The organism is Rahnella aquatilis CIP 78.65 = ATCC 33071, assembly GCF_000241955.1.
Classification (GTDB): domain Bacteria; phylum Pseudomonadota; class Gammaproteobacteria; order Enterobacterales; family Enterobacteriaceae; genus Rahnella; species Rahnella aquatilis.
This window is the reverse complement of the sequence record NC_016818.1, coordinates 3,137,139-3,162,285: the sequence shown is the minus strand read 5'-3', so window position 1 is coordinate 3,162,285 and position 25,147 is coordinate 3,137,139. Positions and strand designations below refer to the sequence as shown.

Below are 25,147 nucleotides of genomic sequence, written 5' to 3'. Positions count from 1 at the left end.
TGTTCGTCTTATTTATTATCGACCACTTCACCCACCTGCTTGAAAATCGGGCAGTTGGCAACGCCGATAACGCCACTGTCAGAGTGAATATATTGCGAGCTGACTATCCCTCTGGCCGTTAAATACTGGCATTTCAGGCCCAGTCCGGCGGCATTCTCACTGCTGCCAACCGTCACGCCATACCCCGAAAAAAGAAAAATCGCGTAAATGACGGCCAGCACGATGACGGTTTTAATTATTCCCATTCTGCAACTCCCTAAACATCTTGTCCTGAACGATTCAGGATATTGATAAGTATAGTAGAAGTTATTTTTCAGAAAATGTCACTGCAGCAGAATCCTAATCAGCAAAGCCGCGAAGACACCCAAAAAAATTGGCCCCTGAAAAGGGGCCAACAAATTACTGAAGAGTGTTATTCAGACCGGCAAAATTACCAGCGGTATTTCATACCCAGGTTGGCTGCCCAGGGCTGGTCAACATCGCTGCCGCCAAGGTAGTTAGCCCCTGCGTAAACGGTGAAGTTTTTGCTCATGTCGAACTGACCCCCTAAACCAACACGGACAGCGGAGCCATCAACGCCGTTGTCGATACGGTCACCATTGATGTTTGCATCGTTGTTAGCATCTTCATACACATATGCCAGCGTGGCATACGGGCTGATTGCCTGATCTGCACCCAGATCGAAGGAATAACCCAGGTTACCACCCAGCTCATAACGCATACTGTCATAAGCCTGATCGCTGACATGCATGTTGTTACTCATGCTGTAATCGTCATCACCAATAAACACGCCAGTAATGCTTGCGTATGGCGTCAGGTAAGCCTGAGGTGCGAATTTCCAGTCATAACCCAGTTTCAGACCAAAGCCCCATGCATCAGTAGTGCTATCACCTGATACTTGCTGACCGTTGCTCATGGTGCTGTCTGTTGAGTTGCTGAAGTGGCTGTAGCTCAGAGAGGAATCAAAGAATGCGCCGTTATTGAAGTTCAGGCTGGAGTAAACGCGTGCTGACTGGCTGTCAGTATCCGCATCTGCATCATCCATAGACAGGCTGGATTTCGCGAAGCTTGCTGCCATACCCACCAGCCACTGGCGTTCGCCACCGCCTTCGGTGACTTTATCCAGACCCACCATAATGCCATTAACGTCCTGATCGTAATCAATCACGCCGTTGTCACCGTTTTGCTGACCACCGAAGTAGTTAACCCACACACCCCCTTTATCATTGCCCTGGGTGTGACGTGAACTGTTCATGCGGTTTTCTAACGTGTCTTGTTCCATATGCCAGGTTGCAGCATTAGAAGAAGGCAGGCTCAGGGCAGCATTTGCAGTAGAGGTAATGCCTTGTTTTTCCAGCACAACGATATCATTGTACTGTTCTGCCTGATACTTGTAGGCACCCAGATCAGCGGTATTCGCATGCGTAAAGGTCGCATTACCGCCGTAGATGCGGATCAGCTCTTTATTCTGATAATCAGCGACCTGGCCTTCGCCTGTCGCGTTATCGATACGTACCTGATAATTGCCGTTTGTCACGCCATTCACGGCCAGATGACCGTCGGAGTTGATAGCGATAGTCCCCTGATCATACACATAGTCAGCGGCAGTTTTGTCGCGTGCGTTATTCATATCAGAGTTAAGAACATATTCACGGCTACCGATATCGAAAGTACCGTTATCAGTCAGAACCATGTTATGCGTATCAACCTCACCCAAACCTAAGTTCAGCTCAGAGCCGTTGCCCACGACGATGGTGTTGGCGTAAAGAGAGGCGCTTTCTTCTGTCAGCGATGCCTGACTGCCTGAGCTCAGGTTCAACACATCTGTTTTAACACTACCGTGGGCGGCAATTTTCAACGTTGATGTATTGGTCAGGGAGATGTGATCTGCCAGCAGTTCAGATTCAACGACATTCACCTGGGACCGGTTGTTAACAGTCAGATCGTCAATATTTGACGTTTTGGTTGTGTCCCACTCGGAACCGTTGTTTAGCGCGACATTAAATAGACCGCTTTGATAAACCTCATCGCCAGTCAGATAGCCATTGGTGCTGCTGAAGACAGAGCCAGGCCAGATGCTGTTGGTGCTGTGGTTATATAAGGCTGAATCAATCTGAACATCAGAGTTGGCGGCCCCAACCCATTTGCTGCCATTGTCCAGCGTTAGGTTCAGTTCGTCGGTGTCGTCCCAACCATTGGTATCCAGCACGCCATCAGCATTACTGTCATGGCCACCGACATAATAGTTTTCGTCGAAGGTGCTGACAAAAGCGACGTCACCCGTAATTGTCGAGTTATTGAATACGGCATTGGTTTTCATTGCGTTATCCGCAGTTGCACTGGCAACAACAGATAAAGCGATATCATCAGCCTGAGTACCTGCGGCGCTGATATTACCGTAATCGCTTGGCTTATCAGACTGGCCGTAGAAACCACTGGTCTGCAATTCTGTATAAGAACCAGAAGTCAGCACAGAATCATTTACCGTCAGGGTATTATCAAAAGTATTGCTGTTATTAACATCTGTATCAGCCCACTCGTAGCCTTGCGTCAGTGCAATACCCGCGACGTGAGAGTTATTTTTGATAACGATGTTACTTTCCTGATTCAATGTCACTGCAACGCCCATATCGTAGGTGTTCAGGACTTCGTGGTCACGAACGCCATTGTCATCAGTAACATCGTAATCAAAGTGTTCGTAAGTATCATTAATATTGGAATTATCAATGGTCAGTTGCAAAGGAGACTGATCATAATCATTACGGGCTGTGCAATCGCTCGTCATGCACTCAGAAGTGATCATGCCGTTGACAGTCGTATTAGTGATATTCAGTGTGTTGCTATTATTACTATCAAAACCGAGATAGTGAGTGGAAATAACACCGTTAACCACCGCATTATTGATAGAAGAGTAGATGTCTCCGCCGGTATAGCTGGTATTCGCTCCATCATTGTCTACATATCCACGATATCCAATATGACCCGCCAGCGTGTAGTCATGATAGAACGTATCGTAAACGGTGTCAGAAATGTCTGCTGACATCGCCACGGGGGTCGCGACTGCAACAGCGCAGGCCAGCGCTATTTTAGAAACGAAGAACTTTTTATTCCATGCATGCATTTATTAATCCCTCAATAAAAAATAGTCAGCATGAATCAGCTGAAAATACTTCAGCCATTATGCTTTCATTTATATAACCGAAGATACAGAAGAACTGTTCGACGGCGGGATGATATTTTAACGAGTGGTATAATTCAACAAGGAAGTTCCTGAGAATATCCATTAAAAGTCAATTATTTTAATGATGGGTGCAATATTATTGAATTTATTAATCAACTGTAGAGCAAGCAATTTCTTTATCAGTTTCTAAATAATGAGCATTAAACATTCATGCAATCTGCTGTTGCAGGGCTTGTATGTCGTGGATCTTGAGGATATGGCGCCAGACGTAACCCGGTTTATCTTATCAGAATAAGGTTCAGGAGGGGGATTTCTGTCATGGGCCTTGCAGGAATTAATTCATTATTTCATGTTCTGTTTTTCTATATAAATAGGCTTGTGGTTTTTATTAATTAGTCCATTTTATAGAACTTATTAAATGGGGGTAATCAGAAGCTCAGGGTAATAAACATTACTTTGCTTGACTAAGATCAAACAAGGATTGCCCGCTATTTATAGATAAAACTTATACATTTTATTGTTTGATTTACGTAGGTGATTATTACACGTTGTATCGCGTGTAAAAGCCTAGCTTCGTTATATCGTTGTTTAGGATATTCGTCGTACTATGTCTTTCTGTTCAGTCAAATGTCGGACGTCGCCTTTGAGCCCTGATAGACGCTTTTTAAACCAAAAGAGACCTGCCATTAAATTGAAAAAGCCTGTTTTCAATGTCCGGAGGATCGTTACGTTCGTTCTTTTCCTGCTCATTTGCATCGGTCTGTATCTGCTGGCGCTAAACAGTTACTGTGATCAGGGGGGCAACTTTGATCTGGGCGTATGTGCTATCACCTCATTCATCCCTTTTTAGCGGATGCCTGCCTGAATGTCTTTTGTTCAACGCCTGCGCTGATGCCGGTATGTAAGAAAACCCTGTTTTTTTGCGAATGGCTTCCCTGGCCTGCCGGGGGTGGTAAGATGAACGTTCTGAACAGTCAGTGGTAGGGTAGTCAATGTTTGATTTCGCAATGGGCCAAAACAGCCTGGCTTCATTGGTGCTGTGTGCACTTTCAGCACTGTTATTTTTGTTGGTGTGGTTTTTTGTTAGCCGTGCCAGTGTCCGGGCCAATGAACAGATTGCTCTGTTACAGGAGATTGCTGAGCAGCAACGCCAGCAGACAGAGTTACTTAAGATTCTGGCTGCACAGGCAAAGGGTAATATATCTCCTGTTGAGGCAGACGAGGATTCTGCGCTCAGCCTGCGTGGCTTTATTCCTGAAAGATAATTTTGTTTTGTTAACCCGTCTTCTGGTGGCGGGTTTTTCGTTGATACACTACGTTTCTATCTTTACCTTCTCTTCCTCTATGATCCTCCTTCATAAAACTGTCTTATTCCTCCGGTAGTCTCCACGCATGTGCCTTGCAGGATGGAATAACTGATGATCAAATGGTCTGAAGAAAACGACAGTGAAGTGAACCACAACATAGCCTTACTGACCGGGGAGGAACCTGAGAAGTGGTATCCCTATGGCGGAATGAAAGGTAAAGATTATTGCAATAACCCCTCCGATGCGTGGCCGATCATTTGCGCCAACAAAATCAGCATTAATTTTAAAGAGTTGCAAAGCGATCCTCTCTGGCTGGCTGAAATCAGCAGTCCGCAAGGTCAGTGGCAGGCGCAAAGCCAACGGCCCCTTCGTGCCGCCATGGTATGTTTCCTGCTGAGTAAGACTTGCGTATAAACAAAAGCGCGGAGATACTCAGAGAGTGACAAAGTTTTGCAAAGAAGTGATTCGAATAAGCGTCGCATAAAGCGATGCGTATCAAGTGATTAATGTTTCCTCATTTTGACAGTTGTGTCTAAGGCGGAGTCCATTATGAAGCGCATCATTAAAGGTGATAAAACTCTCTCCCATCTGGTGGTTGCTCACGCAGCTATCGACAGTCATGAAAAAGCCTACGGCAAACGCCGGCAGGGCTGGCCTTCAACCTATCTCATCAAATATAAAGATGCGCGTGTTGCGGTCGAAGTTGTGACCCGCAGACAATCCTATGTTGCAACCCTCATGATCGGCGCCAGAAATCTGACCAAACTTTGCGGTATGCCTGCCTGATAGTCAGTCAAACATTACTCTCTTCCCAAACCGTGCCGGAGATATCCGCCACGGTTTTTCGTTATACAGGCTTTCTCATCAGATAACGCTGCCGGAAGCTGCCCCGCTGAAAAGGCCGTTTCAAAAAACGTGACATCAGTGCGATGACATCGAGGATCAGCAGCAAGGTTCCGGTGATGGCCAAAGCCGACAGCCCCAGCAGGGCGAGAAGAAAAATCTTTACTGAGGCCGGAACCTTCATCCGGCGAAAACGGGAACGCAGCCATAACCGTCCATATTGTGTCTGGATCTGCATAATATGGGTCAGCCTTGCCGCAAAGGTTTTACGGTCTCTCGTGGTGTTCATGATCATAAATAATCTCCTTTTTGAACCTCTCCAGTTAAACATGAAGTTATTAAGATGTTCTTAACCTCACGGAGCGGCTGAACTGCCACATAATTTTTCACTTTCGATCTGTAGTGCGCTCAATAAGTATGCTAATTAATCCACATCATGGCTTTACGCTGCCGCCGATAGAAATCGTTATCTCATGGAGCCTTATGTCAGGTAAAAATCCTTATTACGACCCGTCAAAAACACATCACACACCGGATGGTTTTATTAATGCCGAGCCTCACAACCGGCAGGAGGGCGATCTCAAACGCTGGAGGAAAGAACGCAAGGAACGTCGCCTGCCTGCGCCTCCGGCGAAAGGTTACGATCACTTTGTCAGTCAGTGGTGGCAGGCTGCCGATTTTAGCGGGTCTGATGATCGTTTGTGGTTTTTAGGACATGCCTGTTTACTGCTGCGTGTTGCCGGGCGCTACATCCTGATGGATCCTGCGTTGTCTGATCGTGCTTCACCATTCAGTTTCTACGGACCTAAGCGAAAAACGCCGGTTGCAGTGACGGTGGAAGAGCTCCCACCCATTGATATTGTTCTGTTATCCCACAACCATTATGACCATCTCGACAGCGCAACGGTTCGCAAGCTATTACGACGCTTTCCGGATGTGCAATTTATGGTGCCTTTGGGCATGAAGCGGTGGCTCGAGCGACGCGGGGTGCGTTATGTCGAGGAACTTGACTGGTGGGATGAGCACCTGTTTGGCAAACTGACGATTTCGGCTGTCCCGGCGCGCCACTGGAGTATGCGGACATTATGGGATAGAAACCGGTCTCTCTGGTGTGGATGGGTGGTCAGCCATCCCGATTTAAGGTTCTTTTTTTCCGGCGACAGCGGTTACAGCAACCAGTTCGAAGTGATTGGACAACGTCTTGGGCCTTTCGATTTAGCGGCAATTCCTGTGGGGGCGTATGCACCAAGATGGTTCATGAGTGCGCAACATATGGACCCTCAGCAGGCTGTCACTGTGTTTACTGAGTTGCGTTGTAAAAAGGCGGTTCCCATTCATTGGGGGGTTTTTGAATTAGCGGATGAATCTCTGGATCAGCCATTGACTGAATTAGCAGAAGCCATAAGTCAAAGTAAATCGCCTGAAATGGAATTTAAACCATTAAGAATTGGTGCAAGCATTTCTAAAGATTGAATATGATTTCCACCGTAATCGGGGATATGTAAGCAAACATTTGAGTTATCGAATGAGAAGTATTATCAGTTAAATAAAGTTTTGCATAACACTTACATTCAGTAGGTGTTATGTGAATGTTAATTCTCATGTTCCGGTAGATTATTTATCTTCCCAAAGCGTCTTTATCAAAACAGAATATTTCCTGGTGAGACACTCAGAAACTTCTTTTTGTCAGGAAAAATGGATTTTTGTTTTGCTAAACAGTGGGTTGACTTCGTTTCGCGTATCTGCAACCCCGGCGAGCTGTCTGCCATACTATTGCGGTTGCCTGCGGGCGGGTAATGAGACAATCTGAGCAGGGAGAGAAAGTTGATATGGGATTTAGATCACGGTAATTAATATTACTTTTTCATATCCATATTTAATATTTGAATAAGCCTGCTGTGTGTGTTTGCAAACTGTTATGTTGTTTTAACCAAGTCGCAAACATTAATTCATTATAATGTCAAAATCGCCACGATAAAAAATCACCGTTACAACATGTCGTGGTTTGGAATTCATTTTGACTGAAGTTTGTCTGGTCTGGCTATTTTCTGGCAGAAAGTACAGGCGCACACTTAAGGTGCATTTATTGATTTTCACTGTTTGTTTTGCACCATTTTATCCGTCTATGGCGTAATTGATTATTGCATAACCAGTCACAGGGACAGACAGAGACTTTCTGTCCAGGCCCGTGCTGATACACACGTATCCGCAAGCGCCGCGTGACGCGCTGTCACCGACGCAATCCCATACGGTAAGGCCTGTGACGCGATGCCGGGTGCACTCTGCGGGGAAGTGTTTTGGTGAGCGCTGGCAATAAAAATTCAAATAAAGGTGTGTTTTACGCTTACGGTTCTGCATTAAATGATCAATAATCGAAACAGGTCGTTATTGTTTTGTTTGATATGCAGGTAAAACTGCAAAGCAGAAAAAAGCATGTCTATCAACATATTTCAGCTTACCTGAACACGAAGTGCCTTTAACCGGCTCAAATATGTGCGACATGTCCATCACTGATTAAAAATGGCTTGCCATCGAATTCAGAGTATGTGATAACGCATCTGGGTAAAACGAGGTACAGTTCTGTATATGTGTGGCATTTTCAGTATAGAAGTTCTGAGTAAAGACGTTCACGTTGAATACCGCTTCTCTGCCGATTTTAATCTTAGTGCCTCAAGCAGTAACGACTCTAGTTTGTCTATGTAACGCCGCTGGGCGGTTTAAACAATCCAAAGGAAATACTCAAGATGGCAAAGATCAAAGGTCAAGTTAAGTGGTTCAACGAGTCTAAAGGTTTCGGTTTCATTACTCCTGCTGACGGCAGCAAAGACGTGTTCGTACACTTCTCTGCAATCCAGGGTAACGGCTTCAAAACTCTGGCTGAAGGCCAGAACGTAGAGTTCGAAATCCAGGACGGCCAGAAAGGCCCGTCAGCAGTTAACGTAACTGCAATCTAAGCAGCGTTAGCTGTAAAAAAACCCGCCAAGGCGGGTTTTTTTGTGTCAGCCGTTCAGGCTCAGAGGATCATGATCCCTGATTGCTGGTTTCGCCCGCTGATACCCGGGTGTGTCGGGTCTTGCGCCCGCTGATGGCTGTTACGGCGAAAGCTGGTGTACCTGAATCCGGTTCCGGCGGCATCGGGAGAGCAAATCGTGCAACGGCCTGTGTGGTCAACGTCTGCAAACCCCAGCGCCCGCAATTTGGCTTCGGCAATGGCAGCCAGATTAAGGTGGCGGTGGGCCGGTGAGATGAGCGCAGGAGGTAAATCGAGACGGTGCATAAAAGTATCAATCAGTTCCTGACTGACTTCATAACAGCAGGCTCCCGCTGCCGGACCGACAGACGCAAACCACTGTGCCGTATTACCCGACTGATTAATCCGCTGCGCCATTTGCTCCAGAATGCCGTCGATCAGCCCGCGCCAGCCGGCGTGCACTGCCGCGACCTCTTTGCCATCTTTGCGACAGAAAATTACCGGTAAACAATCTGCGGTGAAAACGGCCAAAAGAATGCCCGGCGTTGCGGTGATGAAGCCATCCGCTTCACCGCATTCCTGGCCTGCGACGGTGACATCCACAATCCGGGTGCCGTGTACCTGTTTTTTTTCGGGGCGGGTCGCTTCATAGCTTTGCAGATGTTCAGGCAGCAACGCCTGTTTATCGCCGAAGCCATGCACAATACCGGGAATTTGACTGAGTAAAGCTGAGTAGTCACTCATCTCGTGTCTCGTTAGGAAAATGTTATGGAACCAGTGTAGCCACCTTTGAGCGGAATTTTCCAGCAGTTGCAACCCCGGAGCACCTTCTTTAGACTTAACACTGTTGCGAATCTTCGCCCCTCAGACTTTCCTTGCAGGTTTTCCGCATGACTTATCAGTGCCCGCTTTGTTTCCAGCCGCTTATGCTGACCGGTCAGCAATGGCGTTGTCCGGCCAATCATCAGTTTGATAATGCGAAAGAGGGATATGTCAATCTGATGCCCGTGCAGCACAAACGCTCAAAGCAACCCGGCGACAGCACAGAAATGATGGTATCGCGTCGTGCTTTTCTGGATGCCGGACACTATCAGCCTCTGCGGGACCGGTTGACCGATATTCTCGATGAAGCTATACCGCAAACTGCAGGCACGTTGCTGGATATTGGCTGCGGAGAAGGGTATTACACTGCGGCATTCGCTGAGAGGCTCATGCAACAGCGTGCGCTGAACGTCTTCGGGCTGGATGTGGCCAAAGTGGCTATCCGTTACGCGTCTAAACGCTACCACGATGTGTCTTTTTGTGTGGCCTCCAGCCACCGGCTGCCCTTTGCCGACGGCTCGCTGGATGCAGTCATCCGCATCTATGCACCCTGTAAGGCGCAGGAGTTGCACCGGGCGATAAAACCGGGTGGTCTGGTGATCACAGTGGCACCCGGCCCGCGACATCTTTATCAGTTGAAAGGGCTGATTTATCAGGATGTACAATTGCATGCTGATCTTGATGAACAACTGGACGGTTTTGAGCGGATCAGTACGGAAACGCTGGCGTACGGCATGACGCTTTCAGGTGGACAGGCATTTGATTTATTGCAGATGACGCCATTTGCATGGCGGGCAACGGAAGAGGTGATGGCTAATTTAAAGGCTCAGGCGGCCTTTGAATGCGAAACAGACTTTCTCATCAGGATACATCAGCGCGTATCAGTGTAAAAATCCCGGATGCTCCAGCAGGATGCTCAATCCTATTCCGATCAGAATAACACCTCCCAGAACTTCGGCCCACCTGCCTAACAGCGGGCCGATAAAACGCCCGACCATCATCCCAATCGTTGACATTACCATGGTCGCCAAACCGATGAGCAGTGCGGTATGTATGATGTTCACTTCAAGAAAAGCTAAGCCGACACCGATCGCCAGGGCATCAAGACTGGTGCAGACCGCCGTAGCAGCCAGGATCCAGAAGCTATGGCGGGTTGCCGTAGTCAGGTTATCTTCAGGCTTGTTTTTCAGCCCTTCGATGATCATGCGCGCGCCCAAAATAAACAGCAGCGTAAACGCGACCCACTGACTCCATTGCATAATATACCGGCTGGCTACCAGTCCCAGATACCAGCCAATCAGCGGAGTGATAGCTTCTATGACACCGAAAATAAGGCCGGTACGCAAGGCTTCGCGCAAGCAAGGACGGTTAAGGGTGGCCCCTTTACCGATTGACGCAGCGAAAGCGTCCATTGACATGCCAAAAGCAAGAATAAGCGTAGCGGATAAGTTCACGAGAGTAGCCCCCAAATGACGGCGAAACCTTACCATACTATTTTTATTCAGGACAACACCAAATAAAATAGGGGTTTTAAATAACGCCCAACCTTGGGGAATAACAACTTTATTTCACAGGGTATATATCAACATTGTTATTTGTAAGGTTAATTTAAATTCTGAAAATATGCGTTGTGCTATAAGTGATAACTAAAGGTTTAAAATTAACTTATTGATTATCAACCATAACCTTATAGATTCTCTCAAGATCATCCAATTCATTTACGCGAATTAATAATTTTTTCTGTTCTAATTCAAATACCAGGATGCCGTCTTCAGAAAGATTCATACTGCGGATCCGATCGTAGGTGATGAAGGTGTTAGCGAAATAAAAACCCTCCTGTTTGAAGAGCATTTTTGGCCAGCGAATAAAAGAGAGATAGAAAGCAATCAGCGCCAGGCCGATCAATAAATAATTGGTAATAGCGGTGCCATTTGCATGGATATTATTATAAAGAAGAATAGCCAGAAGACCGATGAAGATAATCGAATCGAGTCTGTTGCGGCGGCGCAGGTTGACCCGCAGGCGCGTTTTGCCATTTCGTGTGCCCATGATGAACTCGTCATAGATGGCGTAGGCAAGCAACAGGAGAGTGAAAAGGGCGAGGACGATATCGGTTACAGACATGAAAACTCCAGCTTACAGCCGTCAGGCAAAACAAAGTAAAAATCACCAGAAGATAAATAGCAGAAACAAAAAAGCCGGGGGAAAATTGCCCCGGCTTTGAAGGTTATCAGAGACCTAACAGGCCAATCCAGTAACCGAAGATACCGATGGCGAAGAAGCCAACGATGATCCACAACGCATTCACTTTCTTACGCAACAGCCACATACAACCGAAGGTCAGCAGCAATGGCACCAGACCTGGCATCAGTTGGTCCAGAATACTCTGTACCGTGGTGACGGTGGTATGGCCCGTCTGGTCAGTGATTTTTGACACCACCAGCGGAATGTTGACATGCGTCCATTTGTTAACCAGAGCCCCCATGACAAAGAGGCCGAGAATAGACGCCCCCTCAGTCAGTTTTTGCAGGAAGCCGCCGCCCATATCGTTAACGATATCGACACCTTTTTTGTAGCCATAAGACACGCCGTAGTAGCGGGTCAGCAGGCGTACAAGGTTAAACAGAACGAAGAACAGCAATGGCCCCAGCAGGCTACCGGTCATGGCGATACCCGCACCCAATGCAGCAAACACCGGACGCACAGTACCCCAGAAGATCGGGTCACCCACACCGGCCAGAGGCCCCATCAGACCGACTTTCAGGCCGTTGATGGCCGCGTCGTCGATAGGTGCGCCATTGGCACGTTGTTCTTCCATCGCAAGCGTAACACCCAGAACCGGGGCCGCAACGTAAGGATGGGTGTTGAAGAATTCCAGGTGGCGTTTGATGGCCGCTTTGCGATCATCGTTATTCTCAGGATACAGACGACGAATGGCAGGCACCATACAGAAGCAGAAGCCTAATGCCTGCATACGTTCGAAGTTCCATGACCCCTGGAAAAGGTTGGAGCGCATAAACACACCGCGAATATCGCTGGCCGTGAGTTTTTTAACTTCAGTTTGATCAACCATGTCCTTCACCCTTAATCCAATTCGTTGTCGAGATCGTTAACACCCGGTGCAGCCGCCGCTTGCGCAGACTTGTTGTATTTCGGGCTCAACTGGATGTAAAGAACCGCCATCACCACACCAATCACACCCAGTGCAACCAGGTTGAAGTTGGTGAATGCAGCGGTCACGAAACCGAGGTAGAAGAACGGCATCAGATAGCCAGCACGCATCATGTTAATGACCATGGCATAACCTACCACGACGATCATACCCCCGGCGATGTTCAGACCGTTGGTGACCACTTCCGGGATAGATGCCAGCAAGTCATGAACAATGGCAGTACCCACAGACACAGCAACAATCACGGCAGGGATAGCGATACGCATTGCCTGCAGAATCAACGCTGAAACGTGGATCCAGCTAATCGCGCTCAGATTCCCTTTTTCAGCCGCTTTATCCGCTGCATGCTGGAAGGCAACGGTAATAGTACGAACGATGATGGTTAATACCTGGCCTGCTGCTGCCAGCGGGATCGCCAGTGCGATACCGGCACCGACGGACTGTCCGCCTGCGATAACCAGAATGGTAGAAATGATAGAAGCGAGGGCGGCATCTGGCGCAACAGCAGCACCGATGTTCATCCAGCCAAGCGCGATCATTTCCAGAGTACCGCCGATGATGATCCCGGTTTTTACATCACCAAGAACAAAACCGATCAAGGTACAGGCGACTAACGGACGGTGAAACTGAAATTCATCCAGGATCGAACCCATCCCGGCAATACATGCAACAATAAATATCAGCACAATTTGTAGTGTGGTGATCTCCATTGCACTTCTCCTATGACCAAAGGACGCTGAGTATAAACAGGTACATCAGACAGATAACGTTGAAGGAATCTGTAAAACGCGATGCACTTATTAATTCATCTTATTAATGAGATCCATCATCTTGAGGCGTGAGTCGGTAGAGACTTTACGCACTTCAAGTTCGATACCTTTTTCGTTCAATTTACGGAACGCTTCGATATCTTTTTCGTCGACAGATACGGCATTATTGACCTGAGTTTTGCCCTGACGGAAGGCCATACCGCCGATATTAACGGAGGTAATTTTCACGCCACCTTCAACCAGACGCAGAACATCCGTCGGGTTAGTGAACAGGAACATGACGCGGTCGCCAGCGTATTTAGGGTTATCCCAGACACGGATAGCTTTCGCGACGTCGACAACGTGTGCGGTAACACCAGGAGGAGCAACCTGAGTCAGCAACGTTTTACGCACGGTATCGGCAGCCACTTCGTCGCTGACAACAATAATGCGGGTCACGTTGGTTTCTTTGGTCCAGCGGGTCGCTACCTGGCCATGGATCAGACGGTCATCGATTCGGGCAAGGCCGATCTTCATATGGTCGTTCGGACCGGCAGGTTTAGCCGGGGCGGCTGCTTTTGGCGCAGGGGCGGCAGCAGGGGCTTGAGCAGCAGGTTCCGGGGTCTTCAGCGCTTTTACGCCAATACGCCCCGTTTCCACTGCAATGGCAACCAGCTCTGCGAAAGAAGGGTTGTCATCGCGGGCCATGAAAGTCTCTGCCAGCATTGGGATGTTAACACCGGTGACAACTTCGTAATTTTCCTTATCGACAACAATACGGCTGGCGGCATTAAACGGGCTGCCACCCCAGGTGTCGACCAGGAAAAGGACGCCGCTGCTGGTGTCTAAACCACCCAACTTTGCCGTGTACTTTTCGATCAGGGTTTCGGCATTCTCGCCGGGAACGAAATCAATAAAGGCGACATTATCCTGTTCACCTAAAATCATTTCCGCTGTTTTCAGCAACTGCTCAGCTGCTGACCCGTGCGTGCCGATGATAATAGCAATACTCACTCGCTACCTCCTCTGTTAACTCTTGGAAAGAGTTATGCACATAAGTAATGGTGCTGATGATATCCGCCCGTTTTTATTCCTGAGGCGGACAGGGCATTCCCTGCGTTCTGACTTTCCTTAATTTCTGATAAGACTGCAAAACTGTAAAATGGCAGAACCTCAACCGGTTGTGCGACGTGATTTATTTTAGTGTGCGAAAAAATAATTTTTGTGACGACTGTCCGTTATTGAACGACGTATTGTGAATACGGTTTCACATCGACTATTAAAACAGCATAGATGTTTCAAATTGATGCTGAAGGTAAAAAATCACTCTTTCTTCAAATAATCATTCCTGCTAAAGTGATTTTCCGAACAACTGAACAGGAGTACCGGGCCTCAGCCCTCCCTATGGACTGTCACCGACGTCACTATTCTTCGCTTTTTCACCTCATTCTTACCGGCAAATCTGCCCCAATGGGCCTGATTTCTGTCGCACTGAAACCGCTTTCATCTGCTATTTCTGTAGCCAATACTTCCGGACGGTCATCTGACAGCCTGGCGTATCGCGTTTTTGTGCGTCTTTTTTCTTTTACTCATTGCGGAGTCTGACATGGAATTTTTGATGGACCCTTCAATCTGGGTCGGTTTGCTGACGCTTGTCGTGCTGGAAATTGTTCTGGGTATCGACAACCTTGTTTTTATTGCGATTCTTGCCGATAAACTGCCGCCGAAGCAGCGTGATAAAGCCCGTATTATCGGCCTCTCGCTGGCGCTGATCATGCGTTTAGGTTTGTTGTCACTGATTTCGTGGATGGTGAAACTGACCACGCCGCTGTTCAGCATTGCGCAATTCAGCTTCTCCGGCCGCGATCTGATTTTGTTAGTCGGGGGGATATTCCTGCTGTTCAAAGCCACCACTGAGCTGCATGAGCGGCTGGAAGGGCATGACGAGCATGGTGCAACGAACCGCGGTTACGCCAGTTTCTGGGCAGTAGTGGCACAAATCGTTGTGCTTGATGCCGTCTTCTCGCTCGACGCGGTGATAACCGCAGTCGGTATGGTGAATAACCTGGCCGTCATGATGACTGCGGTGGTCATCGCCATGGGCGTGATGCTGCTGGCATCGAAATCGCTGACGCGTTTTGTGAATAACCATCCGACCGTCGTGGTGCTGTGTCTCAGCTTCCTGCTGATGATTGGTCTGAGTCTGATTGCGGAAGGCTTCGGGTTCCACATTCCGAAAGGTTACCTGTATGCCGCGATTGGTTTCTCCATCCTGATTGAATTGTTCAACCAGATTGCGCGCCGTAATTTCCTGAAAAGCCAGTCCAGCCGACCGATGCGGGAACGCACCGCGGAAGCCATTCAGCGACTGATGGGCGGGAAACGCCAGAATGAGCATGAAGATGAGCCTGCTGGTGATGTATTGCCGGTCGGTGAAACCTTTGCCGAAGAAGAACGTCACATGATTACCGGCGTGCTGACGCTGGCGTCACGTTCCCTGCGCAGCATCATGACGCCGCGCACCGAGATTTCCTGGGTAGACTGTGAAAAATCACCGGCCGAAATCCGCAGTCAGCTTCTCGATACGCCGCACAGCCTGTTCCCGATTTGCCGTTATTCTCTGGATGATGTTATCGGTGTGGTCCGTGCGAAAGACCTGCTGGTGACGCTGGAAAATGGTGAAAGCATTGTCGCGTTCGCGGAACAAACGCCGCCGATTGTGGTGCCGGAAACCATGGACGTCATCAACCTGCTGGCGGTTCTGCGCAAAGCCAAAGGCCGTCTGGTGATGGTCAGTAATGAGTTTGGTGTGATTCAGGGGCTGGTGACGCCGCTGGACGTGCTGGAGGCCATCGCGGGTGAATTCCCGGACGAAGATGAAACGCCGGACGTCGTGACTGACGGTGATGCCTGGATTGCTAAAGGCGGGACCGATTTACATCTGTTGCAGCAAATTCTGGACGTCAAAACGCTGGTGAATGCTGACGACAATTTTGCTTCTCTTGCCGGGCTGCTGCTGTCGAAATCAGGCCAGATGCCGGTTGTGGGGGAGGTGATCGAAATGGCGTCGCTGCACTTTGAAGTTCTTGACGTGTCGGAATACCGTATCGAACGCGTGCGCATTACGCGGCTGAAATCAGAAGACCGATGGGATGAAGACCAGTAACGGGGCTTTATTTCGGGATGTAAAACGGCGACTCAGGTCGCCGTTTTTTATGGACGGAAAAGGCAGGTTTTCTGCCTTCAGAGCGGATCTGTCTTATCCTGTAATTCCATGTTCTGCCTGGATTTCTTATAACGTTCCAGCCAGATCGGGAAGACTTCTATAGGCATCGGGCGGGCAAAGTAATAACCCTGCAATGAATCGACCTTACGCTCGCGCAGATAATCCACCTGCTCACGGGTTTCCACTCCTTCGGCAATCAGTTTCAAATTAAGACGCTGCGCCAGCGTGATGATGGTATCCGTGACAGTGGCATTAATCGCGTCAGTGCCAATGGAGGCCGTAAACGCCTGATCGATTTTCAACACGTCCGGATTGAGCGTTTTGAGATAGCTCAGTGAACTGTGACCTGTCCCGAAATCATCAATGGCGAGCAGAATACCCATTTCTTTTAATTGTGAAATTTCCGCTGCACGTAACTCCTGTAACCGCGTCCGCTCCGTCAGTTCCAGCATGAGAGAAACCGAGGGCTGCGCCGGGAGCCACAGCTTTCGGATGTCATCAACAATTTCCATATTATTGAAGTGTTGCGCAGCAACATTAATACTGACGTAAAAACCCGGCGTTGCCGGAAATACTGACAGATTTTCAGCGACGGTCTGAATGAGATAACGCGTCAGCGCAATAATTAAGCCGTGCTGTTCAGCCAGAGGAATAAATACATCCGGCGAAACCCATTCCTGCCGGCGGTTTTTCCAGCGCATCAGCGTTTCCACGCCTATACAGCGGCCGTCTGTGCTGTTGATAATGGGCTGACAATAGACTTTAAACTCGCGGTGGGAAATGCCGTGGCTGATCGGATAAGCCAGACTGATGCGACTGCCGGAGAACAGATAAACCGCCGTTGCTGACAGCAGGCTAATCAGAACCGACAGCGGCAGATGTGAAAACAGTTCCTCCCAGGCCAGCGTGCTGGCTTTGTCGCCATAAATAGAGACTGAAAAATCATATTTTTCCGAGCGGGCACTCAGCAGAGGCGGTCGCGGCAGGGCGTTGGTACTGACGATTGTTTTTTTGCCGTATTCGAGATTTTGCTCTCCGACGTTGAGCACGATGTGGCTGGCGTAAGGCGGTTGGGGTTCGAGCAGGAAATTCGACAAGATCCCGATGTTATAGATAAACAGTTCGCCGTTAAGATTATCCGCTGTGGACGGATGCCATAAAATCAGCGTTGGTGTATCGGCCCGGCTCCATTTCGAGGCTCGCAACTCAAGTTGGGTTTTACCTTGTGCGAAGGCAGGCAAGGTTTTATTGAAATTCAGATCCAACGTGCCCACCAGGCTCGAACACACAATGGTGCCGTTGCTGACGACACTGATTGAACGTAATGTTTGCATCCGGGCGACGGTTTGTTGCAACAGAGGTTGCAGGGCGTTACAGGTGAGTGTCTGGTCGACAGGAACAACTCTGTCGACCGGAGAGGCTGGCTCAAGCAATTTTTCCAGTTTTTCAACGGTGTGAGTAGCCACACGCTGTTGGTCTTCGGCGATGACCTGAGCTTGTTCGTAGATACGAACGCCCAGCGTCAGAAGCAGCGTACCTATCCCTATTGCACTGGCGAGCGCAATGCGATAGTAGCGATACTTCGCAAGTCCGGTCTGGGAGAACAGCATCGTTCTAATCCTTTTATCCCGAGTTAAATGCAGGCTCAAATTATTATTTTTAAAGGGTTACCGATGCGTAACAGCCATTTCGTTTTTATAGATAGTAGCTGTAAATCGTCGGGCGCTCAGTCTGAGTTGCGGCAAACTCCCTGTATTTCTCTGTTCAAATCGAAACAATGACCGTTCAGGTGACGGTGTCACTTTTTTTTCTGCCCATTTCCGACGTTTAAGCAGACGTAATAAGGGGGTACCCGGACAGGAAAAATCAGGCGAAAATCAGCATGCCGCACCTGCAGGGTATAATGCAAGTCCCACTACCATTATGTATTGATAATACAACAGGTTGTTGTTAGTGAAGGTTTTATTGCTGCCAGCTACCAGCCCGATGGTATTTCCTGCGGTAAATGGGTTGAAAATAATACAACCTGAAAATACCGCAGGAAAATGTCATCTTTTCGACAGGATCAGTCGCACTGAACTTTAATCGCCAGACCGCCGCGTGAGGTTTCCCGGTATTTTGAATTCATATCTTTACCGGTTTCATACATCGTCTCAATGACTTTATCCAGTGAGACTCTCGGCTCGCTGGTACGGCGTAACGCCATACGGGCGGCGTTAATGGCTTTCACTGATGCGATGGCATTACGTTCGATGCAAGGAACCTGAACCTGTCCGGCAACCGGGTCACAGGTTAATCCCAGATTGTGTTCCATGCCAATTTCGGCCGCAACGCACACCTGTTCCGGGCTGCCGCCGAGCAATTCCGTCAGACCGGCCGCCGCCATTGAACAGGCTACGCCGACTTCGCCCTGACAGCCGACTTCTGCGCCTGAAATCGACGCATTCATCTTATACAGAATGCCGATAGCGCCGGAAGTCAGGAAATAACGCAGATAAATATCCGGGCTGACCGACTGAATGAACTGGTCATAATACGCCAGCACCGCTGGCACGATGCCACATGCACCGTTGGTTGGTGCTGTCACGACACGTCCGCCCGCCGCGTTTTCTTCGTTAACCGCGAGGGCAAACATATTCACCCAGTCGATCACGTTCATCGGATCACTGGAAAGTTTGTCGTTAGACACCAGCATCCGGCGCAGGGCAGAAGCACGACGCGGCACCCGCAGCGGGCCGGGCAGAACGCCTTCGGTGTTCAGGCCGCGATCGATACAAGCCTGCATGGTGTGCCAGATCTTCTCAAAATACTGCTCGATATCCTGCTTACTGTGCTGCGCCAGTTCGTTCTTCATCACCAGGCCGGATAATGACAGTCCGGTTTCCTTACATTTTGCCAGCATTTCACTGGCCGAATTAAAGCTGTACGGTACTGTCACCTCGTCCAGCACCGGCTGACCGAAATGCTCGTCATCAACGATAAAGCCGCCGCCGACCGAATAATAGGTTTTGCTGTAAATCATCTTGTCACCCGCAAAAGCGTGAATTTGCATGGCGTTTTCGTGACGCGGCAAATTCTCCCCGCGGAACACCATACCGGTATCACGGGGGAAATCGACTTCATGCTGGGTTCCGCCCAACGGCAGGCGTTCACGTTGCTCAACGTCGCGGATAAAATGGGGAATGCCGTCGATGTCGACGGTATCTGGCTGGTTACCCGCCAGGCCTAAAATAATGGCGATATCTGTGTGGTGGCCTTTGCCTGTCAGAGACAAAGAACCAAATACGTCCACGGCGACACGCGTAACGGCAGGCATCATGCCCTTTTCCAGCAGGTCATCAGCGAACCGTTTCCCTGCTTTCATCGGGCCCAAAGTATGGGAACTGGAAGGGCCAATCCCGACCTTGAACATGTCGAAAACGCTAATCACGTCGAATACTCCTGTAATAGATTGCGGCAGGGAACGGGATCCCTGGCTTCCATAAATGAACAAACAGCAGAGAGTGCCCCTGGAGGGGTCTCTTGTTCTTATGGATAGACTTATAGTTTAAAAGGGCTGAGAGGCAAAAGTTTCATTTTTCGCATGAAATAAACTTATTTGATGCAAAAATGTGATCGTAATGTAATCACTAAGCTCAGGCTTCAACCTGCCGGGCCAGTTGGCGGATAATTCCTGCCGTCAGTCCCCAGACAAATTGTTGCTGATACCAGGACAAATATACCCGGTGGTGAGTGCCTCTGCGGTGAATATCCAGAGGGTAATAACGCGCCAGATCAAACGCTTCGCGCAGCGGCATTTCAAACAATTCGGCCACTTCATCTTCAGCCGGATGCAGCGGCACATCGACGGGCAACAGACCGATAACCGGCGTGACCTGAAAACCGCTGCTGCTGTCCTGCGGCGATAATGTGCCTAATACATGAACCTGTTCAGGCGGGATCGCGACCTCTTCCTGCGCTTCACGTAATGCGGTGGCAATAATTGAGGCATCGGTGGCATCCGCCGCTCCGCCCGGAAACGCCACCTGACCGGCGTGTTTACGTAACTGATCGGCGCGGCGTGTCAGTAAAATAGTGGGTTCCGGACGGCAGATAATCGGGATTAATACGGCGGCGTGGCGGGTTCCGCGCAATGCTGCAGCAGGCAGGCGCGGTTGCTGCAACTGAAAACGCAGGATGAAATCTTCCACGGCAGGTGAAAATGTCTGTAAGGGCGCGTGTTGTGCCAGCAACGTCACGGCTGTATGTCTCCTAATTCAGGCAGAATACGGGCGATCTTATCAAAAGTTTCCTGATATTCCGCCTGTTCCTGACTGTCAGCGACAATCCCGCCACCCGCCCAGCAGTAAATTTTGCCCTGCGCAGTGAGCAACGTGCGGATGGTAATATTACTGTCCATCGTGCCGCAGCAACTCAGATACGCAATGCTGCCGCAATAGCCGTTGCGCCGTTGTGGTTCAAGTTCTTCGATAATTTCCATTGCGCGTACTTTGGGCGCACCGGTAATCGATCCGCCGGGAAAACAGGCGCGCAGCAAGGCGCTGGCGTGACAGGTTTCAGGCAACCGTGCGGTAATGGTGCTGACCAGATGGTGTACGGCGGGGAAGGGCTCGACAACGAAAAGTTCCGGCACCCGCACGCTGCCAGGTGTCGCCACCCGACCGATATCATTACGCAGCAAATCGACGATCATCAGGTTCTCGGCGCGATCTTTTTCTGATGCCGCCAGCCGCGTTGCCTGTTGAGCATCTTCAGCGGGATCTTCGCACCGTGGCAGCGTACCTTTAATCGGGCGGGTCTGGATCTCACCGTCTTTCAGCCAGATAAAACGCTCGGGGGAAAGGCAGAGAACGGCATTTTCCGGCAGACGCAGAAACGCGGAGAAGGGCGCGCGGTTGGCCTGATTCAGCCGCAGGAAAGCCTGCCATTCATCGCCGCTGTAATGCGTGGAAAATCGCTGCGCCAGATTGATCTGATAGCAATCACCGCTGTGAATATATTCCTGAATCTGACGAAATTTCTCGCCGTATTCTTCGCGGCTCATATTCGCCTGCCATGGCGCATGTAAACGAAAAGGCGCAGGCGCAGGAACAGGCAGGTATTGCGCCAGCCAGCGCAAACGTTCAGAAACATCACCGTGGCAAATCAGCGTCAGACGCTGTAAATGGTGATCGGCAATCAGCGCCCAGTCATAAATTCCCACTGCCATATCCGGCAGGTTGATATCCCGTTCCGCCGTTTCCGGCAATGCTTCAATACGACGCCCCAGATCATAACCAAACAAACCCAGAGCACCGCCCAGAAAAGGAAAATCTGCTGAACTTTCTGCCTGTAAACCAGCCACTGCCAGTTGCTCTTCCAGTAAAGCAAACGGATCTTCTTCCCGCGTTTCGTTCATGCCGTTGTGCTCAATCTGCGTCCTCGCGCCACGTGTGGTCAGCGTGATCAGCGGATCGGCCACCAGAATATCGAAACGATTATGCTGGTGCTGTGCCGAACCGGAATGCAGCAACATCGCCCACGGCAAAGCAGAAAGCGGCGCAAACCGTTCAGTGACTGCATCGGGCTGATAAGGTAATGAATGGAAAACAACGGGTTGGGCGAATCGCATGACGGGTATGAGTTTCTCTGGCGCAATGGCTATTTTTCAGGATCCTAACACAGTTCGGGCTGCCTGAAAGCAGCGCAGGCGATTTGCGTGAATAAGGCGTATACTGTGCAACCCCGCACTGCGCGGGCTTCCATCATCATCAGTACAACAGGACACTCCCATGCTGACAGGTATGCCTTCATTATCGCATCATGAACAAGAACAGGCCGCCGATCGTATCCGCCAGTTAATGGAAAACGGTATGAGCAGCGGCGAAGCCATTGCGACCGTTGCAGAAGAAATCCGTGAAACGCACAAAGGCGATCGCGTGACCGTCATTTTTGATGACGAAGACGACGAATAAAACGGTGATCCGCAGTTTCCTTTTACTGCAAAGAAAAACCGGACCCTTTTCAGGCGTCCGGTTTTTTTCCGCTTCAGCCCCGGCAACCTCAGCCTTTAACGATCACTGCCGCCGCAGCCTGTTTGGCTTGTCCGACGGCATCTTCGACATTGTCAGCAATCGCCAGTGCCACGCCAAGGCGGCGCTTACCACTGATGTCCGGCTTACCGAACAGACGGAGCTGGTTGTAGCCGGTCAGCGCGTTTTCCAGGCCAGTAAACGTCACATTGTTGCTGGTCAGTTCCGGCAGAATAACGGCAGAAGCGGAAGGACCGAACTGACGGATATTGCCCACCGGCAAACCGAGGAATGCGCGCACATGCAGGGCGAATTCTGACAAATCCTGAGAAATCAGCGTCACCATACCGGTGTCGTGCGGACGAGGTGACACTTCGCTGAAGATCACCTCATCACCACAGACAAACAGTTCAACACCAAACAGACCTTTACCGCCCAGCGCTTTCACCACTTTCTCTGCGATGTCTTTGGCGCGCTGCAACGCCAGTTCAGACATTTGCTGTGGCTGCCAGGATTCACGGTAATCGCCGTCTTCCTGACGGTGTCCGATTGGCGCACAGAAATGAATACCGTCAATGGCGCTGATAGTCAGCAGGGTGATTTCAAAATCAAATTTCACCAGACCTTCAACAATCACACGTCCGCCGCCAGCACGTCCGCCTTGCTGGGCGTAATCCCACGCCGCCTGCAACTGATCGGCACCGCGGATCAGACTCTGACCTTTACCGGAAGAACTCATCACTGGCTTGATAATGCACGGATAGCCGATGGCGTCGATAGCCTCACGGAAAGCCGCTTCGTCATCAGCAAACTGATAAGTGGAAGTGGGCAGCTTCAGCGTTTCGGCGGCCAGACGACGGATACCTTCGCGGTTCATGGTCAGGCGGGTCGCTTCAGCGCAAGGCACTACGTTGTGACCCTGTTTCTCCAGCTCGACCAGCATGCTGGTGGCAATCGCTTCAATTTCCGGCACGATAAAATCAGGGCGCTCGCTTTCGATAACCTGTTTCAGTGCATCGCCGTCCAGCATGTTAATGACATGGCTGCGATGGGCGACCTGCATCGCCGGTGCATCAGCGTAGCGATCAACGGCGATCACTTCCAGGCCCAGTCGCTGGCATTCGATTGCCACTTCTTTGCCCAGTTCGCCAGAGCCTAATAACATGACGCGGGTGGCGCCGGTGCGCAGTGCAGTTCCAATGGTTAACATAGCTTCGTACCCAGATCTGTGTGAGGGAAAATAGGAATTTCGGCGCGCAGTATATCTGAAATTATTGCCGACGAAAACGATTGCGCAGCACCGCTGATCCCTTTAAGTGAAAAATAAAAGCGGGATTTACAGGTTTTTTTCAGCCCGTTTTCTGCCGTTTAAGGCAGTCTGCGGGCGTCTCTGTTATCATTTACCCAAACCATGGCGTCAGGCTTCCTGCCGCTGCCCCGATTTTTGCCTCACATAAAGAGTTATCGCCTTGAGCACGCATTCCTTTTCCGCCCTGACATTACCCGCTGAGCAACTTTCTAACCTGAATGAACTGGGTTATACCGAAATGACCCCGATTCAGGAAGCGTCGTTGCCCGCCATCCTGCTGGGTCAGGATGTCCGCGCCAAAGCCAAAACCGGCAGCGGTAAAACAGCCGCTTTCGGTATCGGTTTACTGAACAGCATTACCGTTTCACAGTTCGTCGCTCAGGCGCTGGTATTGTGTCCGACCCGCGAACTGGCCGATCAGGTCAGCAAAGAATTACGCCGTCTGGCGCGTTTTACCCAGAACATCAAAATCCTCACTCTGTGTGGCGGCCAGGCCATCGGGCCGCAGCTTGAGTCGCTGGTCCATCCGCCGCACATTGTGGTGGGTACGCCGGGTCGTATTCAGGAGCACCTGCGTAAAGGCACGCTGAAACTGGACGAACTGAAAGTGCTGGTGCTCGATGAAGCGGACCGCATGCTGGACATGGGCTTTAGCGAAGACATCGAAGATGTGGTCAGTTATACGCCGCAGGATCGCCAGACGCTGCTGTTCTCCGCGACGTATCCGGACGGCATTGAGCGCATCAGTTCTAAATTCCAGCGCCAGCCACTGAAAGTTGAAATCGAAGGCGAAGATGACATTGCTGATATCCAGCAGATTTTCATCGAAGCCGACAAACATCAGCGTTTATCGCTGCTGGCCGCAGTGCTGTATCAGCATCAGCCGACCTCCTGCGTGGTGTTCTGTAACACCAAACGCGACTGTCAGGAGGTGTGTGATGCCCTGACTGCGAAAGGCATCAGCACCCTGGCGCTGAACGGCGACCTCGAGCAGCGCGACCGCGACCGCGTACTGGTGCGTTTCTCCAACGGCAGTTGCCGCGTACTGGTGGCGACAGACGTTGCGGCGCGCGGGCTGGATATCAAGCAACTGGGTCTGGTCATTAATTACGAACTGTCTTTCGATCCGGAAGTACACGTTCATCGCGTGGGGCGTACCGGTCGTGCGGGCACCAGCGGACTGGCTGTCAGCCTGGTCACGCCGCAGGAAATGCCACGAGTGACGGCGCTGGAAGATTACACCCGTCAGCGCTTCACCTGGCAGCCAGCCGCTCAGGCACTGGCCGCCGCGCCGGTGGCGCTTGACCCTGAAATGGCAACATTGTGTATCGATGGCGGCCGTAAAGCCAAAATCCGTCCCGGCGATATTCTGGGCGCGCTGACCGGTGATGCCGGGCTGACCGCCGCTGAAGTCGGTAAAATTGATATGTTCCCGGTTCACGCTTATGTTGCGATTCGTCAGAAAAGCGCGAAGAAAGCGCTGCAACGTTTGCAGGAAGGGAAAATCAAAGGCAAAAATTGCAAAGCCATTATCTTGCGTTAACGGATTTTCTTTT

The 25,147-nt window shown here is 50.1% G+C and carries 26 protein-coding genes; 12 read left to right on the top strand and 14 right to left on the bottom strand.

The features are described from left to right. Positions 1-8: 8 nt before the first annotated feature. Together RAHAQ2_RS14175 and RAHAQ2_RS14170 are read right to left on the bottom strand one after the other, a co-directional pair. Entirely contained in the window at positions 9-245 is a 237-nt protein-coding gene (locus tag RAHAQ2_RS14175) for a YobH family protein (protein ID WP_015697896.1), read from the bottom strand. Positions 246-430: 185 nt separating this feature from the next. Next, complete coding sequence (locus RAHAQ2_RS14170) at positions 431-3,121, bottom strand: autotransporter outer membrane beta-barrel domain-containing protein (protein WP_015697895.1); 2,691 nt, start codon at positions 3,119-3,121, stop codon at positions 431-433. Positions 3,122-3,902: 781 nt separating this feature from the next. On the opposite strand from RAHAQ2_RS14170, the gene mgrB reads away from it, so the two are divergent. The 4 genes from mgrB (at position 3,903) to RAHAQ2_RS14155 (ending at position 5,274) form a co-directional block, all read left to right on the top strand. Next, positions 3,903-4,031 (top strand): PhoP/PhoQ regulatory lipoprotein MgrB, encoded by a 129-nt coding sequence (gene mgrB / locus RAHAQ2_RS26300; protein ID WP_455567032.1) that lies wholly within the window; start codon positions 3,903-3,905, stop codon positions 4,029-4,031. A gap of 142 nt (positions 4,032-4,173) precedes the next feature. Next, the gene (locus RAHAQ2_RS14165; protein ID WP_015697894.1) at positions 4,174-4,446 is read left to right on the top strand and encodes a YebO family protein; all 273 of its coding nucleotides are present in this window, start codon (positions 4,174-4,176) and stop codon (positions 4,444-4,446) included. A gap of 153 nt (positions 4,447-4,599) precedes the next feature. After that, positions 4,600-4,902 carry a phage protein NinX family protein gene (locus RAHAQ2_RS14160; protein ID WP_015697893.1) on the top strand — a complete coding sequence of 101 codons (303 nt, stop codon included), beginning with the start codon at positions 4,600-4,602 and terminating at the stop codon, positions 4,900-4,902. A gap of 135 nt (positions 4,903-5,037) precedes the next feature. Beyond that, the gene (locus RAHAQ2_RS14155) at positions 5,038-5,274 is read left to right on the top strand and encodes a DUF4060 family protein (protein WP_013576199.1); all 237 of its coding nucleotides are present in this window, start codon (positions 5,038-5,040) and stop codon (positions 5,272-5,274) included. A gap of 61 nt (positions 5,275-5,335) precedes the next feature. Here RAHAQ2_RS14155 and RAHAQ2_RS14150 read toward each other — a convergent pair whose 3' ends face one another. Continuing rightward, positions 5,336-5,620: a hypothetical protein gene (locus RAHAQ2_RS14150; RefSeq protein ID WP_238532034.1), complete on the bottom strand. Its 285-nt coding sequence runs from the start codon at positions 5,618-5,620 to the stop codon at positions 5,336-5,338. Between the two features lie 194 nt (positions 5,621-5,814). On the opposite strand from RAHAQ2_RS14150, the gene RAHAQ2_RS14145 reads away from it, so the two are divergent. The 3 genes from RAHAQ2_RS14145 (at position 5,815) to cspE (ending at position 8,285) form a co-directional block, all read left to right on the top strand. Further along, positions 5,815-6,804: an MBL fold metallo-hydrolase gene (locus RAHAQ2_RS14145; protein WP_015697891.1), complete on the top strand. Its 990-nt coding sequence runs from the start codon at positions 5,815-5,817 to the stop codon at positions 6,802-6,804. Positions 6,805-7,917: 1,113 nt separating this feature from the next. Further along, entirely contained in the window at positions 7,918-8,034 is a 117-nt protein-coding gene (locus tag RAHAQ2_RS25010; protein ID WP_072010221.1) for a DUF2627 domain-containing protein, read from the top strand. A 41-nt stretch (positions 8,035-8,075) separates the two neighbouring features. Further along, positions 8,076-8,285: a transcription antiterminator/RNA stability regulator CspE gene (gene cspE / locus RAHAQ2_RS14140; protein ID WP_002221949.1), complete on the top strand. Its 210-nt coding sequence runs from the start codon at positions 8,076-8,078 to the stop codon at positions 8,283-8,285. 59 nt (positions 8,286-8,344) lie between these two features. On the opposite strand, the gene pgeF is transcribed toward cspE, so the two are convergent. After that, positions 8,345-9,046, bottom strand: coding sequence for a peptidoglycan editing factor PgeF (gene pgeF / locus RAHAQ2_RS14135; protein WP_015697890.1), 702 nt, complete (start codon positions 9,044-9,046; stop codon positions 8,345-8,347). A gap of 146 nt (positions 9,047-9,192) precedes the next feature. On the opposite strand from pgeF, the gene rlmA reads away from it, so the two are divergent. Next, positions 9,193-10,014: a 23S rRNA (guanine(745)-N(1))-methyltransferase gene (gene rlmA / locus RAHAQ2_RS14130; RefSeq protein ID WP_015697889.1), complete on the top strand. Its 822-nt coding sequence runs from the start codon at positions 9,193-9,195 to the stop codon at positions 10,012-10,014. On the opposite strand, the gene mntP is transcribed toward rlmA, so the two are convergent. The 5 genes from mntP to manX all read right to left on the bottom strand — a co-directional run bounded on the left by mntP (position 10,006) and on the right by manX (position 14,059). Beyond that, the gene (mntP, locus tag RAHAQ2_RS14125) at positions 10,006-10,578 is read right to left on the bottom strand and encodes a manganese efflux pump MntP (protein WP_037039883.1); all 573 of its coding nucleotides are present in this window, start codon (positions 10,576-10,578) and stop codon (positions 10,006-10,008) included. The two genes, rlmA and mntP, sit on opposite strands and share 9 nt — an antisense overlap. A gap of 211 nt (positions 10,579-10,789) precedes the next feature. Further along, positions 10,790-11,248, bottom strand: coding sequence for a DUF986 family protein (locus tag RAHAQ2_RS14120; protein ID WP_015697887.1), 459 nt, complete (start codon positions 11,246-11,248; stop codon positions 10,790-10,792). 106 nt (positions 11,249-11,354) lie between these two features. Then, positions 11,355-12,197 carry a PTS mannose transporter subunit IID gene (locus RAHAQ2_RS14115; protein WP_015697886.1) on the bottom strand — a complete coding sequence of 281 codons (843 nt, stop codon included), beginning with the start codon at positions 12,195-12,197 and terminating at the stop codon, positions 11,355-11,357. Positions 12,198-12,208: 11 nt separating this feature from the next. Further along, positions 12,209-13,006, bottom strand: a complete 798-nt coding sequence (locus RAHAQ2_RS14110; protein ID WP_013576191.1) for a PTS mannose/fructose/sorbose transporter subunit IIC — start codon at positions 13,004-13,006, stop codon at positions 12,209-12,211. A gap of 90 nt (positions 13,007-13,096) precedes the next feature. Next, complete coding sequence (gene manX / locus RAHAQ2_RS14105) at positions 13,097-14,059, bottom strand: PTS mannose transporter subunit IIAB (protein ID WP_015697885.1); 963 nt, start codon at positions 14,057-14,059, stop codon at positions 13,097-13,099. 279 nt (positions 14,060-14,338) lie between these two features. Between manX and RAHAQ2_RS25570 the strand changes: the two genes are divergently transcribed. Together RAHAQ2_RS25570 and RAHAQ2_RS14100 are read left to right on the top strand one after the other, a co-directional pair. Then, complete coding sequence (locus RAHAQ2_RS25570; RefSeq protein WP_148267131.1) at positions 14,339-14,650, top strand: hypothetical protein; 312 nt, start codon at positions 14,339-14,341, stop codon at positions 14,648-14,650. A 1-nt stretch (position 14,651) separates the two neighbouring features. Then, entirely contained in the window at positions 14,652-16,211 is a 1,560-nt protein-coding gene (locus RAHAQ2_RS14100) for a TerC family protein (protein ID WP_015697884.1), read from the top strand. 77 nt (positions 16,212-16,288) lie between these two features. Here the strand turns inward: RAHAQ2_RS14100 and RAHAQ2_RS14095 are convergent, their stop codons facing one another. From RAHAQ2_RS14095 to pabB, 4 genes are all read right to left on the bottom strand, one after another. Then, entirely contained in the window at positions 16,289-17,881 is a 1,593-nt protein-coding gene (locus RAHAQ2_RS14095) for an EAL domain-containing protein (RefSeq protein WP_015697883.1), read from the bottom strand. A gap of 455 nt (positions 17,882-18,336) precedes the next feature. Next, the gene (locus RAHAQ2_RS14090; protein WP_015697882.1) at positions 18,337-19,701 is read right to left on the bottom strand and encodes an L-serine ammonia-lyase; all 1,365 of its coding nucleotides are present in this window, start codon (positions 19,699-19,701) and stop codon (positions 18,337-18,339) included. A 205-nt stretch (positions 19,702-19,906) separates the two neighbouring features. Next, entirely contained in the window at positions 19,907-20,509 is a 603-nt protein-coding gene (locus RAHAQ2_RS14085) for a CoA pyrophosphatase (protein ID WP_015697881.1), read from the bottom strand. Then, the gene (gene pabB / locus RAHAQ2_RS14080) at positions 20,506-21,882 is read right to left on the bottom strand and encodes an aminodeoxychorismate synthase component 1 (protein ID WP_015697880.1); all 1,377 of its coding nucleotides are present in this window, start codon (positions 21,880-21,882) and stop codon (positions 20,506-20,508) included. The genes RAHAQ2_RS14085 and pabB overlap by 4 nt, the downstream gene beginning before the upstream one ends. 160 nt (positions 21,883-22,042) lie before the next feature. On the opposite strand from pabB, the gene RAHAQ2_RS14075 reads away from it, so the two are divergent. Further along, positions 22,043-22,225 (top strand): YoaH family protein, encoded by a 183-nt coding sequence (locus tag RAHAQ2_RS14075; RefSeq protein WP_013576184.1) that lies wholly within the window; start codon positions 22,043-22,045, stop codon positions 22,223-22,225. Positions 22,226-22,313: 88 nt separating this feature from the next. On the opposite strand, the gene purT is transcribed toward RAHAQ2_RS14075, so the two are convergent. After that, on the bottom strand, positions 22,314-23,492 hold the full coding sequence (gene purT / locus RAHAQ2_RS14070; protein WP_015697879.1) for a formate-dependent phosphoribosylglycinamide formyltransferase: 1,179 nt from the start codon (positions 23,490-23,492) through the stop codon (positions 22,314-22,316). Between the two features lie 259 nt (positions 23,493-23,751). On the opposite strand from purT, the gene dbpA reads away from it, so the two are divergent. After that, on the top strand, positions 23,752-25,134 hold the full coding sequence (dbpA, locus tag RAHAQ2_RS14065; RefSeq protein WP_015697878.1) for an ATP-dependent RNA helicase DbpA: 1,383 nt from the start codon (positions 23,752-23,754) through the stop codon (positions 25,132-25,134). Positions 25,135-25,147: the final 13 nt, after the last annotated feature.

What these genes read in the sequence shown, in the direction of transcription:
- cspE (WP_002221949.1), top strand. Translation starts at nt 8,076, where the DNA reads ATGGCAAAGATCAAAGGTCAAGTTAAGTGGTTCAACGAGTCTAAAGGT.
- RAHAQ2_RS14170 (WP_015697895.1), bottom strand. Translation starts at nt 3,121, where the DNA reads ATGCATGCATGGAATAAAAAGTTCTTCGTTTCTAAAATAGCGCTGGCC.
- RAHAQ2_RS14160 (WP_015697893.1), top strand. Translation starts at nt 4,600, where the DNA reads ATGATCAAATGGTCTGAAGAAAACGACAGTGAAGTGAACCACAACATA.
- RAHAQ2_RS14165 (WP_015697894.1), top strand. Translation starts at nt 4,174, where the DNA reads ATGTTTGATTTCGCAATGGGCCAAAACAGCCTGGCTTCATTGGTGCTG.
- purT (WP_015697879.1), bottom strand. Translation starts at nt 23,492, where the DNA reads ATGTTAACCATTGGAACTGCACTGCGCACCGGCGCCACCCGCGTCATG.
- rlmA (WP_015697889.1), top strand. Translation starts at nt 9,193, where the DNA reads ATGACTTATCAGTGCCCGCTTTGTTTCCAGCCGCTTATGCTGACCGGT.
- RAHAQ2_RS14095 (WP_015697883.1), bottom strand. Translation starts at nt 17,881, where the DNA reads ATGCTGTTCTCCCAGACCGGACTTGCGAAGTATCGCTACTATCGCATT.
- RAHAQ2_RS14145 (WP_015697891.1), top strand. Translation starts at nt 5,815, where the DNA reads ATGTCAGGTAAAAATCCTTATTACGACCCGTCAAAAACACATCACACA.
- pabB (WP_015697880.1), bottom strand. Translation starts at nt 21,882, where the DNA reads ATGCGATTCGCCCAACCCGTTGTTTTCCATTCATTACCTTATCAGCCC.
- RAHAQ2_RS14175 (WP_015697896.1), bottom strand. Translation starts at nt 245, where the DNA reads ATGGGAATAATTAAAACCGTCATCGTGCTGGCCGTCATTTACGCGATT.
- RAHAQ2_RS25010 (WP_072010221.1), top strand. Translation starts at nt 7,918, where the DNA reads ATGTGTGGCATTTTCAGTATAGAAGTTCTGAGTAAAGACGTTCACGTT.
- RAHAQ2_RS14075 (WP_013576184.1), top strand. Translation starts at nt 22,043, where the DNA reads ATGCTGACAGGTATGCCTTCATTATCGCATCATGAACAAGAACAGGCC.
- RAHAQ2_RS14100 (WP_015697884.1), top strand. Translation starts at nt 14,652, where the DNA reads ATGGAATTTTTGATGGACCCTTCAATCTGGGTCGGTTTGCTGACGCTT.
- RAHAQ2_RS14120 (WP_015697887.1), bottom strand. Translation starts at nt 11,248, where the DNA reads ATGTCTGTAACCGATATCGTCCTCGCCCTTTTCACTCTCCTGTTGCTT.
- RAHAQ2_RS14110 (WP_013576191.1), bottom strand. Translation starts at nt 13,006, where the DNA reads ATGGAGATCACCACACTACAAATTGTGCTGATATTTATTGTTGCATGT.
- RAHAQ2_RS14155 (WP_013576199.1), top strand. Translation starts at nt 5,038, where the DNA reads ATGAAGCGCATCATTAAAGGTGATAAAACTCTCTCCCATCTGGTGGTT.
- RAHAQ2_RS14150 (WP_238532034.1), bottom strand. Translation starts at nt 5,620, where the DNA reads ATGAACACCACGAGAGACCGTAAAACCTTTGCGGCAAGGCTGACCCAT.
- RAHAQ2_RS14115 (WP_015697886.1), bottom strand. Translation starts at nt 12,197, where the DNA reads ATGGTTGATCAAACTGAAGTTAAAAAACTCACGGCCAGCGATATTCGC.
- pgeF (WP_015697890.1), bottom strand. Translation starts at nt 9,046, where the DNA reads ATGAGTGACTACTCAGCTTTACTCAGTCAAATTCCCGGTATTGTGCAT.
- RAHAQ2_RS25570 (WP_148267131.1), top strand. Translation starts at nt 14,339, where the DNA reads ATGTTTCAAATTGATGCTGAAGGTAAAAAATCACTCTTTCTTCAAATA.